At 36.7% G+C, this 13,693-nt stretch carries 21 protein-coding genes; 19 read left to right on the forward strand and 2 right to left on the reverse strand.

Going from position 1 to position 13,693, the window contains the following annotated elements; all coding sequences use genetic code 11:
- The first annotated feature begins 13 nt into the window (after positions 1–13).
- The 19 genes from rplR to rpsI all read left to right on the forward strand — a co-directional run bounded on the left by rplR (position 14) and on the right by rpsI (position 11,663).
- The gene (rplR, locus tag NST63_RS00755) at positions 14–376 is read left to right on the forward strand and encodes a 50S ribosomal protein L18 (RefSeq protein ID WP_058005978.1); all 363 of its coding nucleotides are present in this window, start codon (positions 14–16) and stop codon (positions 374–376) included.
- 22 nt (positions 377–398) lie between these two features.
- Positions 399–899 carry a 30S ribosomal protein S5 gene (gene rpsE, locus NST63_RS00760; protein WP_058005979.1) on the forward strand — a complete coding sequence of 167 codons (501 nt, stop codon included), beginning with the start codon at positions 399–401 and terminating at the stop codon, positions 897–899.
- Positions 900–911: 12 nt separating this feature from the next.
- Positions 912–1,094, forward strand: coding sequence for a 50S ribosomal protein L30 (gene rpmD / locus NST63_RS00765; RefSeq protein ID WP_058005980.1), 183 nt, complete (start codon positions 912–914; stop codon positions 1,092–1,094).
- A 31-nt stretch (positions 1,095–1,125) separates the two neighbouring features.
- Positions 1,126–1,566 (forward strand): 50S ribosomal protein L15, encoded by a 441-nt coding sequence (gene rplO / locus NST63_RS00770; protein WP_058005981.1) that lies wholly within the window; start codon positions 1,126–1,128, stop codon positions 1,564–1,566.
- Entirely contained in the window at positions 1,566–2,858 is a 1,293-nt protein-coding gene (secY, locus tag NST63_RS00775; protein ID WP_078109865.1) for a preprotein translocase subunit SecY, read from the forward strand. The genes rplO and secY overlap by 1 nt, the downstream gene beginning before the upstream one ends.
- Positions 2,859–2,922: 64 nt before the next feature.
- Positions 2,923–3,573: an adenylate kinase gene (locus NST63_RS00780; protein ID WP_212946419.1), complete on the forward strand. Its 651-nt coding sequence runs from the start codon at positions 2,923–2,925 to the stop codon at positions 3,571–3,573.
- A gap of 309 nt (positions 3,574–3,882) precedes the next feature.
- Positions 3,883–4,050: a M24 family metallopeptidase gene (locus tag NST63_RS00785; protein ID WP_235813405.1), complete on the forward strand. Its 168-nt coding sequence runs from the start codon at positions 3,883–3,885 to the stop codon at positions 4,048–4,050.
- Positions 4,051–4,091: 41 nt separating this feature from the next.
- Positions 4,092–4,310: a translation initiation factor IF-1 gene (gene infA, locus NST63_RS00790; protein WP_058005984.1), complete on the forward strand. Its 219-nt coding sequence runs from the start codon at positions 4,092–4,094 to the stop codon at positions 4,308–4,310.
- A gap of 34 nt (positions 4,311–4,344) precedes the next feature.
- Positions 4,345–4,458 (forward strand): 50S ribosomal protein L36, encoded by a 114-nt coding sequence (gene rpmJ / locus NST63_RS00795; RefSeq protein WP_058005985.1) that lies wholly within the window; start codon positions 4,345–4,347, stop codon positions 4,456–4,458.
- Positions 4,459–4,482: 24 nt separating this feature from the next.
- The gene (rpsM, locus tag NST63_RS00800; RefSeq protein ID WP_058005986.1) at positions 4,483–4,848 is read left to right on the forward strand and encodes a 30S ribosomal protein S13; all 366 of its coding nucleotides are present in this window, start codon (positions 4,483–4,485) and stop codon (positions 4,846–4,848) included.
- Between the two features lie 25 nt (positions 4,849–4,873).
- Positions 4,874–5,263 (forward strand): 30S ribosomal protein S11, encoded by a 390-nt coding sequence (gene rpsK, locus NST63_RS00805; protein ID WP_058005987.1) that lies wholly within the window; start codon positions 4,874–4,876, stop codon positions 5,261–5,263.
- 182 nt (positions 5,264–5,445) lie between these two features.
- Positions 5,446–6,390 carry a DNA-directed RNA polymerase subunit alpha gene (locus NST63_RS00810; protein WP_058005988.1) on the forward strand — a complete coding sequence of 315 codons (945 nt, stop codon included), beginning with the start codon at positions 5,446–5,448 and terminating at the stop codon, positions 6,388–6,390.
- 46 nt (positions 6,391–6,436) lie between these two features.
- Positions 6,437–6,799 (forward strand): 50S ribosomal protein L17, encoded by a 363-nt coding sequence (gene rplQ, locus NST63_RS00815; protein ID WP_058005989.1) that lies wholly within the window; start codon positions 6,437–6,439, stop codon positions 6,797–6,799.
- Between the two features lie 467 nt (positions 6,800–7,266).
- Positions 7,267–8,106 carry an energy-coupling factor ABC transporter ATP-binding protein gene (locus NST63_RS00820; protein ID WP_212946418.1) on the forward strand — a complete coding sequence of 280 codons (840 nt, stop codon included), beginning with the start codon at positions 7,267–7,269 and terminating at the stop codon, positions 8,104–8,106.
- A complete protein-coding gene (locus tag NST63_RS00825; protein WP_341041017.1) occupies positions 8,082–8,951 on the forward strand; it encodes an energy-coupling factor ABC transporter ATP-binding protein in 870 nt (289 codons plus the stop codon). Before NST63_RS00820 ends, NST63_RS00825 begins: the two co-directional genes overlap by 25 nt.
- Positions 8,948–9,745 carry an energy-coupling factor transporter transmembrane component T family protein gene (locus NST63_RS00830; RefSeq protein WP_212946416.1) on the forward strand — a complete coding sequence of 266 codons (798 nt, stop codon included), beginning with the start codon at positions 8,948–8,950 and terminating at the stop codon, positions 9,743–9,745. Before NST63_RS00825 ends, NST63_RS00830 begins: the two co-directional genes overlap by 4 nt.
- Before the next feature lie 10 nt (positions 9,746–9,755).
- A complete protein-coding gene (truA, locus tag NST63_RS00835; RefSeq protein ID WP_212946415.1) occupies positions 9,756–10,496 on the forward strand; it encodes a tRNA pseudouridine(38-40) synthase TruA in 741 nt (246 codons plus the stop codon).
- A gap of 318 nt (positions 10,497–10,814) precedes the next feature.
- On the forward strand, positions 10,815–11,249 hold the full coding sequence (gene rplM / locus NST63_RS00840; protein ID WP_058005994.1) for a 50S ribosomal protein L13: 435 nt from the start codon (positions 10,815–10,817) through the stop codon (positions 11,247–11,249).
- 21 nt (positions 11,250–11,270) lie between these two features.
- On the forward strand, positions 11,271–11,663 hold the full coding sequence (gene rpsI / locus NST63_RS00845) for a 30S ribosomal protein S9 (protein WP_058005995.1): 393 nt from the start codon (positions 11,271–11,273) through the stop codon (positions 11,661–11,663).
- An 80-nt stretch (positions 11,664–11,743) separates the two neighbouring features.
- Here the strand turns inward: rpsI and NST63_RS00850 are convergent, their stop codons facing one another.
- On the reverse strand, positions 11,744–12,895 hold the full coding sequence (locus tag NST63_RS00850) for a site-specific integrase (RefSeq protein WP_341041018.1): 1,152 nt from the start codon (positions 12,893–12,895) through the stop codon (positions 11,744–11,746).
- Positions 12,896–12,907: 12 nt separating this feature from the next.
- Positions 12,908–13,639 (reverse strand): helix-turn-helix domain-containing protein, encoded by a 732-nt coding sequence (locus tag NST63_RS00855; protein WP_341041019.1) that lies wholly within the window; start codon positions 13,637–13,639, stop codon positions 12,908–12,910.
- Positions 13,640–13,693: the final 54 nt, after the last annotated feature.

Raw genomic sequence — 13,693 nt, forward strand, 5'->3', positions numbered from 1 at the left:
GGAGTGACCTCGGGTGATCACTAAGCCAGATAAAAATAAGGTACGTAAGAAAAGACATGCTCGTGTACGTTCTAAATTAAGTGGTACATCGACTCGTCCTCGTTTAAACGTATATCGTTCTAACAAAAACATTTACGCTCAGTTGATCGATGATTTAAATGGTGTAACTTTAGCTAGTGCTTCTACATTAGATAAAGATTTAAACCTTGAATCTAACAGCAATGTTGATGCAGCTCAAAAAGTGGGCGAATTGATTGCTAAGCGTGCAGTTGACAAAGGCTTTAAAGCTGTCGTATTTGATCGTGGTGGATACCTCTATCATGGACGTATTAAAGCTCTTGCAGATGCAGCTCGTGAAAACGGCTTAGAATTTTAATAGAAAAAGGAGGGACAAATAGATGCGTCATATTGATCCTAACAAACTTGAGTTAGAAGAACGCGTTGTTACAGTTAACCGTGTTGCAAAAGTTGTTAAAGGTGGACGTCGTTTCCGTTTCTCAGCACTTGTAGTTGTAGGTGACAGAAATGGTCATGTAGGCTTTGGTACTGGTAAAGCTCAAGAAGTACCTGATGCAATTCGTAAAGCGGTTGAAGATGCAAAGAAAAACTTAGTAGAAGTAACGATTGTTGGAACTACTATTCCACATGAAGTTATTGGCCGCTTCGGTGCTGGTCAAATTCTAATGAAACCAGGTTCTCCAGGTACTGGAGTTATTGCTGGTGGTCCTGTTCGTGCGGTATTAGAATTAGGTGGGGTTGCAGATATTACATCTAAATCACTTGGTTCAAATACTCCAATTAACATGATCCGTGCTACTATCGACGGTATCAAACAATTAAAACGTGTTGAAGAAGTTGCTAAATTACGTAATAAATCAGTAGAAGAACTGTTAGGATAAGGAGGGATTTTAATGGCAAACAAATTAGCAATTACCCTCACTCGCAGCTTGATTGGTCGTCCACAAGATCAGCGTGAAACAGTTAAGGCTCTTGGTTTGCGCAAAACGAATCAAACTGTTGAGCATGAAGATAATGCCGCAATTCGAGGTATGGTCAATAAAGTTGCTCATCTCGTAACAGTAAAAGAACAGTAATAGAATTTACTTATACAAGGAGGTGCCGACAATGAAACTTCATGAATTAAAACCTGCTGAAGGTTCTCGTAAAGAGCGTAATCGTGTAGGTCGTGGTATTGGTTCAGGTAATGGAAAAACTGCTGGTAAAGGTCATAAAGGACAAAATGCTCGTTCTGGCGGTGGAGTACGTCCTGGCTTTGAAGGTGGTCAAACACCTTTATTCCGTCGTTTACCAAAACGCGGTTTCACAAACATTAACCGTAAAGATTATGCAATCGTGAATCTAGATGCTCTTAATCGTTTTGAAGATGGTACTGAAATCACACCGGTTCTTCTTATTGAAACAGGAGTAGTAAGCAAAGAGAAAGCAGGAATTAAAATTCTTGCGAATGGTAAGCTTGAGAAAAAATTAACAGTCAAAGCTCACAAATTCTCCTCTGCTGCTAAAGAAGCTATCGAAGCTGCTGGCGGACAAACTGAGGTGATTTAATGCTAAAGACAATCTCCAATTTTATGCGTGTGGGTGATATAAGGAAAAAAATTATATTCACCCTTTTAATGTTAATTGTGTTTAGGATAGGGACATTTATCCCAGTTCCTGGTGTAGATGCTCGTGCATTAGAGGCAAATGATACATCTGGCTTTTTTAGTATTTTAAATACTTTTGGTGGTGGAGCGTTGTATCAGTTCTCCATCTTTGCCATGGGTATCATGCCTTATATCACAGCATCAATTATCATTCAGCTATTACAAATGGATGTTGTTCCAAAATTTACTGAATGGTCAAAGCAAGGGGAAGTTGGTCGACGTAAGTTAGCACAATTTACTAGATACTTCACTATTGTCCTTGGATTCATCGAAGCTCTTGGTATGTCATATGGATTTAATTCAATGACACAGGGTCAATTGATAAGTAATCCTGGTATAGGAACATATTTGACCATTGCCGTTGTATTAACAGCTGGTACGGCCTTTTTAATGTGGGTTGGTGAAGAGATTACAGCTAAAGGTGTAGGAAATGGTATTTCTATTATTATCTTGGCTGGTATCGTTGCCCGTATCCCTTCAGTTGTCCGTCAAATTTTTGAACAACAGCTAAGTAATGCTGGGAATCAGCTATTCATAAAAATTGTTGTTTTACTACTTATTGTGTTAGTTGTATTAGCAATTATCGTTGCCGTTGTATTTATACAACAGGCATTAAGAAAAATTCCTATTCAATATGCACAACGTCTAGCAGGTCGTAATCCTGTGGGCGGTCAATCGACACACTTACCATTAAAAGTAAATGCAGCAGGTGTTATTCCAGTAATCTTTGCTGTTTCGTTTATCATTGCTCCTAGAACGATTGCATCCTTTTTTGGATCCAATGGTGTTACAGATACAATTCAATGGGTCTTTGACTATACGAAACCAGTTGGGATGATCATCTATGTTGCGTTAATTGTCGCTTTCACATATTTCTATGCGTTCGTACAAGTGAATCCTGAGCAGATGGCGGATAACCTCAAAAAGCAAGGCGGTTATATCCCTGGTATTCGTCCTGGTAAGAATACGAAAGAATATTTAACATCGGTGTTATATCGTTTAACATTTATTGGTTCTATATTCTTAGCTATAATATCAATCCTTCCAATTTTCTTTACAAGTGTTGCTGGCTTGCCACAAGCTGCACAAATTGGTGGAACGAGTTTACTAGTCGTTGTCGGTGTTGCTCTTGATACAATGAAACAATTAGAATCTCAACTTGTGAAGCGTCATTATAAAGGCTTTATAAAATAAACTATAGTTTTAGGAACAAATTATGTTCCTAAAACTAAATGAAGAGTCTGAGGGGGAAGTACTGGTGAATTTAGTCTTAATGGGCCTTCCCGGTGCCGGTAAAGGAACACAAGCCGAAAAAATCGTAGATAAGTATGCAATCCCTCATATCTCAACTGGAGATATGTTCCGTGCTGCTATGAAAGAAGGAACAGAACTCGGCTTACAAGCTAAATCGTTTATGGACAAAGGTGAACTCGTTCCTGACGAAGTAACAATTGGTATTGTCCGTGAGCGTTTAAGTAAAGATGATTGTCAAAAAGGCTTTTTGCTAGATGGATTTCCAAGAACAGTTCCACAAGCAGAAGCTTTAGAAGCAATTCTTCAAGACTTAAACAAAAAAATAGACTACTGCATTAATATCAGTGTGGATAAAGATATTTTGATGGGAAGACTTACCGGTCGTCGCATTTGCAAAAATTGTGGTGCAACTTATCATCTTGAATTTAATCCACCAAAAGAAGCTGGTGTTTGTGATCGTTGTGGCGGTGAACTTTATCAACGCGCTGACGATAATGAAGAAACTGTTCAAAATCGTTTAGAAGTCAATATTAAGCAAACTCAACCTCTTCTTGATTATTATGCGGAAAAAGGCTATTTAAAAACGATTGATGGTGAACAAGACATCAATAAGGTTTTTTCAGACATCGATGTATTACTTGATCCTATTAAATAATAGGGTTTATAATAATTGGATGTAATTGCTGAAAAATTTATTCGCAAGTTTGATGCAATTCCTTCATATAAAGGGTATAATGGTTGACGTGGTATTTGTTCTAAGTCTTATTTAGGATTATTGCACGATAATTCCAGGTCATTTACGCTAAATGAAGGTGACATTTTAACAATAGATATGAATGGAGTATAGTTGTTATTCTGACTCTATATGTATATATCCTGTTGGTAAAATAGATGAAGAGACGCGGGATGCTCGCGGATGTGACAGAGGATTCTCTATCTTGGCTTAAATGAGTTAAAGCCTGGTGTGCGTCTTTCGAACATCTCTCATGCGATTCAAACATTTGTAGAAAATCATGGCTTTTCTATCGTTCGCGAGTATGCCGGACATGGGATTGGTCAAGAATTACATGAAGACCCACTATTACCTCATTATGGACCGCCTACCATAGGCACTCGCGTAAAAGTGGTATAAGTTTATAGTCCATAAATGTAAGAAGAAGGGAGACGGGTTCGATGGCGAAAGACGATGTTATCGAGGTTGAAGGTACTGTTAGTGAAACATTGCCAAATGCAATGTTTAAAGTAGAATTAGAGAATGGCCACACTGTTCTCGCACATGTTTCCGGAAAAATAAGAATGCATTTTATTCGAATTTTACCTGGAGATAAAGTGACAGTTGAACTTTCTCCATATGATTTAACGCGCGGTAGAATTACGTATCGTTTCAAATAATAATGCACTCCGTACTGTTAAGGAGGTAAAACAGATGAAAGTCAGACCATCAGTCAAACCAATTTGTGAAAAGTGTAAAATCATTCGCAGAAATGGTAAAGTAATGGTTATTTGTGAAAACCCTAAACATAAACAAAAACAAGGATAATAATGAAGGAGGTGCGCATATTTTATGGCACGTATTGCAGGTGTAGACATTCCACGTGATAAACGTGTAGTGATCTCTTTAACTTATGTCTATGGTATTGGTAAACCAACTGCCCAAAAAATCTTAGCCGAAGCGGGTGTATCTGAAGATACTCGTGTTCGTGATTTAACTGAAGAAGAGTTAAATAAAATTCGTGATATCATTGACAAATTGAAGGTAGAAGGTGACCTTCGTCGTGAAGTTTCTTTAAACATCAAACGTTTAATGGAAATCGGTTCATACCGTGGACTTCGTCATCGTCGTGGATTACCAGTTCGTGGACAAAACACGAAAAACAATGCACGTACTCGTAAAGGTCCTCGTAAGACTGTAGCAGGTAAAAAGAAATAATAAGTAAAGGAGGTTTCATAGTCGTATGGCACGTAAAACAAACACTCGTAAACGTCGTGTGAAAAAGAATATAGAAACAGGTATTGCACACATTCGTTCTACATTTAATAATACAATTGTAACTATTACAGATTCTCATGGTAATGCTCTTTCATGGTCTAGTGCCGGTGCTCTAGGTTTCAAAGGTTCTCGTAAATCTACTCCATTTGCAGCTCAAATGGCAGCTGAAACTGCAGCTAAAGCATCTATGGAACATGGAATGAAAACTCTTGAAGTAACTGTTAAAGGACCTGGTGCAGGTCGTGAAGCTGCTATTCGTGCGCTTCAAGCTGCAGGTCTTGAAGTAACAGCTATTAAAGATGTTACGCCGGTACCTCATAATGGTTGCCGCCCACCAAAACGCCGCCGTGTTTAATTTTTTCTGTATAGAATTTGTATCCATGTCAATAATGGGATATGATATGCATAAATTTTCAAAACAGAAATGATTAATCCAGTTGTTGTGCACAAACGGGAATGTAAACATGGGGAATTTCGGTTAGGTCGATAAAAATTTGTCTTGCCGGGGTTTCGACGTTTTGAAGGAGGGTAAATTGAATGATTGAAATCGAAAAGCCAAAAATTGAAACGGTTGAGGTCAACGATGACGCAAGTTTTGGAAAGTTCGTCGTAGAGCCACTTGAGCGTGGATATGGTACTACTTTGGGTAACTCCTTACGTCGTATCCTACTATCCTCACTTCCAGGTGCAGCTGTCACGTCTATTCAAATAGATGGTGTCATGCATGAGTTCTCAACAATTGAAGGCGTCGTTGAAGATGTAACATCAATTATTCTAAACATTAAAAAGCTAGCATTGAAAATATACTCTGACGAAGAAAAGACGCTTGAAATTGATGTGCAAGGAGAAGGAGTCGTAACAGCAGCAGATATTACACATGATAGCGATGTAGAAATTCTTAATCCGGATCTTTATATTGCTACGCTTGGAAAAAATGCTCACTTCCGCATGCGTATGTCAGCTGTAACTGGTCGCGGTTATACACCTGCTGAACAGAATAAACGCGAAGATCTTCCAATTGGTGTGATTCCGATTGATTCCATTTATACACCTGTACAACGTGTCAACTATCAAGTTGAAAATACACGTGTAGGTCAAGTGTCAAACTTTGATAAGCTTTCACTTGATGTATGGACAGATGGAAGCATTGGTCCAAAGGAAGCAATATCCCTTGGTGCAAAAATTCTTACTGAGCACTTAAATATTTTCGTTGGATTAACTGATGAAGCACAAAATGCTGAAATCATGGTTGAAAAAGAAGAAGATCAGAAGGAAAAAGTTCTTGAGATGACTATTGAAGAGCTTGATCTCTCCGTTCGTTCTTACAACTGCCTAAAACGTGCAGGAATCAATACTGTTCAGGAATTAGCTAATAAGACTGAAGAAGATATGATGAAGGTACGTAACTTAGGTCGTAAGTCTTTAGAGGAAGTAAAAGCAAAGTTAGATGAACTTGGCTTAGGCTTACGTAAAGACGATTGATATTACGATATAAAATATAATAACTTCAACAAGGGAGGGAAACTTCATGTCTTACAGAAAACTAGGACGTACTAGTGCGCAACGTAAAGCGTTACTTCGCGATTTAACAACAGATCTTATCATCAACGAGCGCATCGAAACGACTGAAGCTCGTGCGAAAGAGTTACGCTCAGTTGTTGAGAAAATGATTACTCTTGGTAAACGTGGTGATCTTCATGCACGTCGTCAAGCTGCTGCATACATTCGTCATGAAATTGCAAATGCAGAAACAAACCAAGATGCTGTTCAAAAATTATTCGCTGATATCGCTCCACGTTATCAAGAACGCCAAGGCGGATATACTCGTATCATGAAACTTGGACCTCGTCGTGGTGACGGTGCACCAGTAGTAATTATTGAATTAGTGTAATAAAATATTTATTCTAAAAGGGCAGGACAGTTAGTTATAACTGCTTCTATGCCCTTTTTTTTACAAAACTCATTTCTAGAATTTTGTAAAACTAGATTTATGTAAATTCATTATTCAAACATGAATTTAAATAATGCGATGTATTGAAGCTAATAGAGTGTTACGATGGGTAGACATTGTCTATTACGTCTAGCTCCTTGCATCCCTCTCCATCTCTATTTATATAGAGAAGTTTGTGACCAGGGAAGTGTTGATTTCCCCAGGAGAGGGGTGCAGGCTTTTTTATTTTGTATCTTTATTAAGGGTATTTTTGATTAAGTTGTTGCTCATGAGGGTAGGCATCTTAATGCAACTGATTTAAGTTTGTTTCATCTTATCGACAAGTCGAGTCAGTGATATCTTTAAAATGAGGAGAAAAATAGTTATTGCATTTATAGATGATTATCTTGTTGTAAGGGGGCTTGGAAATGGTGAGACAGATTATTTCTATTGAACATGTTTTCTATCGTTATCCAGGACAAGATCCATATGTTCTAAAAGATATATCATTATCCATCAATGAAGGGGAATGGTTAGCGATTGTGGGGCATAATGGCTCAGGCAAATCAACTTTGGCTAAGATGCTTAATGGTCTGCACTATCCAGAAAAAGGGGAAGTTAGGATAGATACTCTTCCACTAACAGAAGAAACAGTGTGGGAGATTAGAAAACAAATAGGTATGGTTTTTCAGAATCCTGATAATCAGTTTGTTGGAACAACTGTACAAGATGATGTGGCTTTTGGTTTGGAAAATAACGGGATCCCACAAAATATTATGGTGGAGAGAGTAAATCATGCCTTGGAAAGAGTAAATATGCATTCGTTTCTCGATCAAGAGCCACACCATTTATCAGGTGGACAAAAACAAAGGGTAGCTATTGCTGGAGTCATTGCTCTACAGCCCAAAGTAATCATTTTGGACGAGGCCACTTCTATGCTTGATCCTAAGGGGCGTAAAGAGGTTTTGGAGACGATATTTGAGTTGAAAGAGGAATTAGGACTAACGGTTATATCCATTACACATGATCTGGAAGAAGCATCAAAGGCTGATCGCATTGTTGTGTTAAATAAAGGTGAAGTTTATAACGAAGGAACTCCGATGGAGATCTTCCAAATGCAAGAAGAATTAATTGAGCTAGGGTTAGATATTCCCTTTTCGATTAAAATGGGCAAAGAGTTAGAGAAACAAGGGTTTACATTAGAGAAAAATTACTTAACGGAAAATGAATTGGTGGATGCACTATGGACATTACACTTGAACAAGTAGAGTACAGATATCAGGCAAATACACCTTTTGAAAGACTAGCTATCAAAAATATCAATCTCACTATCCCTTCAGGAAAATTTATTGCAATTATTGGACATACTGGATCTGGTAAGTCCACCCTTTTACAGCACTTAAATGCTCTATTACAGCCAACTAATGGCATAGTAAAAATTGGGGAAACAGTGATTCATTCAGATAAAAAGGAAAAGGCACTTCGACATGTTCGTCAAAAGGTAGGAATTGTTTTTCAATTTCCGGAGCATCAACTATTTGAGGAGACTGTTGAAAAGGATATATGCTTTGGACCGATGAACTTTGGTGTGAGTAAGGATGAGGCAATAAAGCGTGCAAAGGAATTAATTGTTCAGGTTGGTTTAACTGAAGAGACTTTGTCAAAATCACCATTTGATTTATCAGGTGGGCAGATGCGCCGTGTGGCAATTGCTGGGGTTTTAGCAATGGATCCTGATGTATTAGTTCTTGATGAACCAACTGCAGGATTAGATCCAAGGGGTCGAAAAGAAATTATGGATATGTTTTATCAACTTCATAAGGAAAAGGGCCTGTCAACTGTACTTGTCACCCATAGTATGGAGGACGCAGCGAAGTATGCAGATGAACTTGTTATCATGCATCAAGGGGAGATTAAACGTAGAGGGACACCTAGAGATATTTTTTCAAATCCAGATGAATTAATTTCATTAGGATTGAACGTGCCCGATGTTGTCCATTTTCAATATTTGCTTGAAGAAAGAATGAGCAAACGGCTTGGAAAAACTTGCTTAACGATTGAGGAACTAGCGAGTGTTCTCAAGGAGTTCAACATTAGGGGTGAACGACCATGATGGAGAAAATGATTATTGGTCGTTATGTTCCGACAGATTCGATGATCCATCGACTTGATCCACGTTCTAAATTGATTTTTGTCTTTGCTTTTATTTGTATAGTGTTTTTAGCTAATAACTTAGTAACTTATGGGATTTTAGTGGTCTTTACCATTCTTCTTATTTTGCTTTCTAAAATACCCTTTAGTTTCTTTTTAAAAGGATTGAAGCCGATACTATGGTTAATTCTATTTACCTTGTTTTTACATCTTTTCTTTACAAAACAAGGTAGTTTAATTTTTCATTTAGGCTTTGTAAAAATCTATGAAGAAGGTGTAAGGCAAGGGGTTTTTATTTCTCTCCGCTTTATGCTATTAATTTTCGTAACCTCCTTGATGACATTAACAACAACACCAATTTCATTAACGGATGGATTAGAAACTTTATTACATCCTTTAAAGAAAATAAAATTTCCTGTTCATGAGCTTGCTTTGATGATGTCTATCTCATTGCGCTTTATTCCTACTTTAATGGATGAAACAGATAAGATAATGAAGGCACAAATGGCAAGAGGAGTGGACTTCTCTGGTGGTCCTATTAAAGATCGAGTAAAGGCAATTATTCCTTTACTTATCCCACTTTTTATTAGCTCGTTTAAACGGGCTGAGGAATTAGCGATTGCAATGGAGGCAAGGGGATACCGAGGGGGAGAAGGCAGAACGAAGTTTCGATTATTAGATTGGAAAAAGGCTGATTGGGTAGTCTTATTCATTCTATTTGCCTTAGCAGGAGTTTTAATTATTTTTAGAGCGTGAGGGAAGAGCCATGCTTAGATATAAATGTACAATCGCCTATGATGGTTCAGGATTTTCAGGGTATCAAATTCAGCCAAAAGGTCGAACGGTACAGGGAGAGCTTGAAGCGGCGTTAAAACGTATTCATAAGGATGAGGATATCCATGTAACGGGTTCAGGAAGGACGGATGCAGGGGTTCATGCAGTGGGGCAAGTGATTCATTTTGATTCTCCTTATAATATTCCTATCGACCGATGGCCCATTGTATTAAATAGTGCGTTACCTGACGATATATCCGTTCAACATATTGAAGAGGTAACTTCTGATTTCCATGCTAGATATTCTGTTATTCAGAAGGAATATCGGTATAAGGTTTATACTGGAAAGATACGGGACCCGTTTAGCAGGAATTATGCGTATCATTTTCCTTATGAAATAAATGAGGATCAAATGAGGCAAGCGAGTCAATATTTAATTGGGACACATGATTTTACGAGTTTTTGTTCAGCAAAGACAGAAGTAATAGATCGTGTTCGAACCATTAATGAAATCAGCTTTATTCGGTCAAATCATGAATTAGAGGTTAGGTTTATCGGAAATGGTTTTCTTTATAATATGGTACGAATTCTAATGGGAACGTTGTTAGAAGTTGGTATTGGAAAAAGAAATCCTGAAGAAGTTCCTATAATACTCGAGAAAAAAAATCGAGTAAATGCTGGCAAAACAGCTCCTTCTCAAGGACTGTATTTGTGGAAGGTTTACTACAAGTAAATTGTTTAGTTTCCATGTCCAGCTATCCTCAACATATTTTATCGATATGTTAAATAACGGATTTTCCTGGAAATATTTAGAGTTTTTTTTCTTTTTAGGAAAGTCTAATGCGGCTTTTCATACGAGTTAGAAGAAACTAGTCTTCTTCGCTAGTGTTAAAACAACTAATCCAGGTGTAACATCTTCTTGACATTGACTTAATAAAAAGATATTATTACCTATGGTATGTTATTTAACCCCACAAATAAGCCCCGGAAACTTATCTGTGTAAAAATAAATACGGTAGAATTTAATTTTTTATTTTAGGAGGGTAACTCAATGCGTACTTATATGGCTAATGCTAATACTGTAGAACGTAAATGGTACGTTGTGGATGCTGAAGGTAAAACTTTAGGTCGTTTAGCAAGTGAAGTAGCATCTATTTTACGTGGTAAACATAAACCAACATTCACACCGCATGTTGATACTGGTGATCATGTCATCATTTTAAATGCTTCAAAAATCGAATTAACTGGTAAAAAATTATCTGATAAAATTTATTACCGTCACACTCAATTTGCAGGCGGTTTAAAAACTCGTACTGCAGGTGAAATGCGTACAAACTATCCTACGAAAATGCTTGAATTAGCAATTAAAGGCATGCTTCCAAAAGGATCTTTAGGTCGTCAAATGATCAAAAAATTACATGTATATGCTGGAGCAGAGCATAAGCATGAAGCACAAAAACCAGAAGTGTACGAACTTCGCGGATAATTAATAAGGGAGGGTATTATTTTGGCACAAGTTCAATATTACGGTACAGGACGTCGTAAAAGCTCTGTAGCGCGTGTACGTTTAGTTCCTGGTAACGGAAAAATCGTTATCAATAATCGTGATGTAGCAGACTACATTCCATTCGCAGCTTTAATCGAAGTAATTAAACAACCATTAAACGCAACTGAAACTTTAGGTAATTATGATGTTTTAGTTAACGTTAATGGTGGTGGTTTCACAGGTCAAGCTGGAGCAATCCGTCATGGTATCGCTCGTGCATTATTGCAAGCTGATCCTGAATACCGCACAACTTTAAAACGTGCAGGTTTATTAACACGTGACGCTCGTATGAAAGAACGTAAAAAATACGGTCTTAAAGGCGCTCGTCGTGCACCTCAGTTCTCAAAACGTTAATTATCAACGTTTCAACGGCTCTCAGGCTTTTTGCTTGGGGGTCTTTTATTTTATATCCACCCACAATTCACCCACAACTTTTATAATTCATTAAGTAAGTTATTTATTCTTGTAGCAGCTTTTTCTTTTACTGATCTTGTCACATGTATATAAACATTGGTAGTTGTTTGAATATCTTTGTGACCTAACATGGCTTGTACTTCTTTTACGGTTGCACCAGCTTCAAATGCTAATGAAGCGAAAGTATGCCTTAATCCGTGTACAGTAACCTCCTGAATTGCTTTATTTTGCCTATAGAACGATTTTAAAACGTCATTAGGGTAAGCTAACCTTAATGGTCTTAAATCGTCCCTACAGACCACGTACGGAGGTTTTACATTCATGCCAAGTTTTAAAAATTCTTCTTCTTGTTGTATTTTCCACTTTTTCAAAACTTTCATTTGTTGATTGTCAATATACAGTTCTCTTGTAGAATAGTTCTTGGTTTTTTGGATAATCTCTTTTCCTTGTTCAAAGTATAGAGTTTTATTTATCTTAATCGAGTGATCTTTAAAACTAATGTCTTCCCATTTTAATGCACATAGTTCGCCTTTCCTCATTCCAAAAAAAATGAGTAGGTAAAACATAATAAAATCACTTTTGTTCATTGTAGATTTTGCAATGCTTAAAAATTGTTTGACTTCTTCCTTATATAAAAAGTTTCTATTTTCCTCTTCGTTTTCAACTAAAAATTCTTTTTCCTTCTTTGGAATGATCACACTATCCATTGGGTTATCAGAAATAATTTTCTTTGATTTTGCATACTTGAAAACTAAATTTGCTTGTATTTTAAAATCAATTACTGAATCAACTTCCTGATCCATTCTGTCTATAAATTCTTGGCAAATAGATGGGGTTATTTCTTTGATTTTCATTCTGCCGAAAAAGGGAAGTATTCGAACATTAAATTTACTCAACTTTGTATATCTAGTGCTTTGTTTTACTGTTCTTGAATGTATTGACCACCATTGATCATATACTTCTTGATATGTAAGGTTAGTTGAGTTTAATGAAGTTTTATTTTCTAGTTTTTGTTCGATTTCATACGCAGCTAATTGAGCTTCTTTTTTTGTAGTAAAACCCCTCTTTGATGTTTCTTTATAATCATTTGATAGAGGATCTTTATATCTAATTCTATATTCCCAATACGTTTTATTATCTTTCTTATTTTTGTATTTACGAAAGCTAGCCAAAAACAATACCTCCTATTCAAAGCTTCTTCTAGATTGAATTACTTTTCCAATTACATATACATCTTTTGCTGGAACTAAAATAGGCTGCATGTTTGGATTTGAAGGTATTAACATACACATTCCATTTTCACATTTAACACGCTTTAAAGTAGCTTCATGACCATTTACAGCTACAACAGCAATATCAGACGGCGCAATATCCACTTGTTTAACAACGATTACTGTATCTCCATCATAAATTCCATCACCTATCATTGATTCTCCTTTTACTCTTAAACCGAAAACTTCACGACCTCTAATAATCTCTTGTTCAACAAGTTCATATCCTTCGATGTGTTCAGAACGTTCAATTGGAATACCTGCAGCAACATAACCTAATACCGGAATTCTTTGTTGATCTTCTATTTTTTTGTATTCAATATTATTAGGTTTTTGAACATTATTGGAATCTAATTTGTCTTCTGGAATCATTTCATCCTTAATAACATGTAAAGGATCCAGGAGATCTTCTTCATCATAATGTCCAGCCAATGCCATTAAATCAAAGTTAGAAACTTTCAATACTTTTGCTAGTAACTTTAATGTCTCAGGTGTTGGATTTTGGGAACCATCTTCTATTCTTGAAATGGTTGTTTGAGAAACTCCCGATAATTCTGCAAGACTTTTTTGTGATTTAAAACCTTTAGATCTTCTTAATCTCCTAAAGAAATCTCCAAAACTCTCTTCATTTAATTTTTCAACCATTATTAAATATCTCTCCTACTCATTTTTTATTCAATTATACATATTAAATTTCGT

This window comes from Heyndrickxia sp. FSL W8-0496 (assembly GCF_038007825.1).
Taxonomy (GTDB): domain Bacteria; phylum Bacillota; class Bacilli; order Bacillales; family Bacillaceae_C; genus Heyndrickxia; species Heyndrickxia oleronia.

Bases quoted from the DNA above. Each gene is read 5' to 3' on its own strand.
- rpsE (WP_058005979.1), top strand. From the start codon at position 399: ATGCGTCATATTGATCCTAACAAACTTGAGTTAGAAGAACGCGTTGTT.
- rpmD (WP_058005980.1), top strand. From the start codon at position 912: ATGGCAAACAAATTAGCAATTACCCTCACTCGCAGCTTGATTGGTCGT.
- rplO (WP_058005981.1), top strand. From the start codon at position 1,126: ATGAAACTTCATGAATTAAAACCTGCTGAAGGTTCTCGTAAAGAGCGT.
- secY (WP_078109865.1), top strand. From the start codon at position 1,566: ATGCTAAAGACAATCTCCAATTTTATGCGTGTGGGTGATATAAGGAAA.
- infA (WP_058005984.1), top strand. From the start codon at position 4,092: ATGGCGAAAGACGATGTTATCGAGGTTGAAGGTACTGTTAGTGAAACA.
- rpmJ (WP_058005985.1), top strand. From the start codon at position 4,345: ATGAAAGTCAGACCATCAGTCAAACCAATTTGTGAAAAGTGTAAAATC.
- rpsM (WP_058005986.1), top strand. From the start codon at position 4,483: ATGGCACGTATTGCAGGTGTAGACATTCCACGTGATAAACGTGTAGTG.
- rpsK (WP_058005987.1), top strand. From the start codon at position 4,874: ATGGCACGTAAAACAAACACTCGTAAACGTCGTGTGAAAAAGAATATA.
- NST63_RS00810 (WP_058005988.1), top strand. From the start codon at position 5,446: ATGATTGAAATCGAAAAGCCAAAAATTGAAACGGTTGAGGTCAACGAT.
- rplQ (WP_058005989.1), top strand. From the start codon at position 6,437: ATGTCTTACAGAAAACTAGGACGTACTAGTGCGCAACGTAAAGCGTTA.
- NST63_RS00820 (WP_212946418.1), top strand. From the start codon at position 7,267: ATGGTGAGACAGATTATTTCTATTGAACATGTTTTCTATCGTTATCCA.
- NST63_RS00825 (WP_341041017.1), top strand. From the start codon at position 8,082: ATGGACATTACACTTGAACAAGTAGAGTACAGATATCAGGCAAATACA.
- NST63_RS00830 (WP_212946416.1), top strand. From the start codon at position 8,948: ATGATGGAGAAAATGATTATTGGTCGTTATGTTCCGACAGATTCGATG.
- truA (WP_212946415.1), top strand. From the start codon at position 9,756: ATGCTTAGATATAAATGTACAATCGCCTATGATGGTTCAGGATTTTCA.
- rplM (WP_058005994.1), top strand. From the start codon at position 10,815: ATGCGTACTTATATGGCTAATGCTAATACTGTAGAACGTAAATGGTAC.
- NST63_RS00855 (WP_341041019.1), bottom strand. From the start codon at position 13,639: ATGGTTGAAAAATTAAATGAAGAGAGTTTTGGAGATTTCTTTAGGAGA.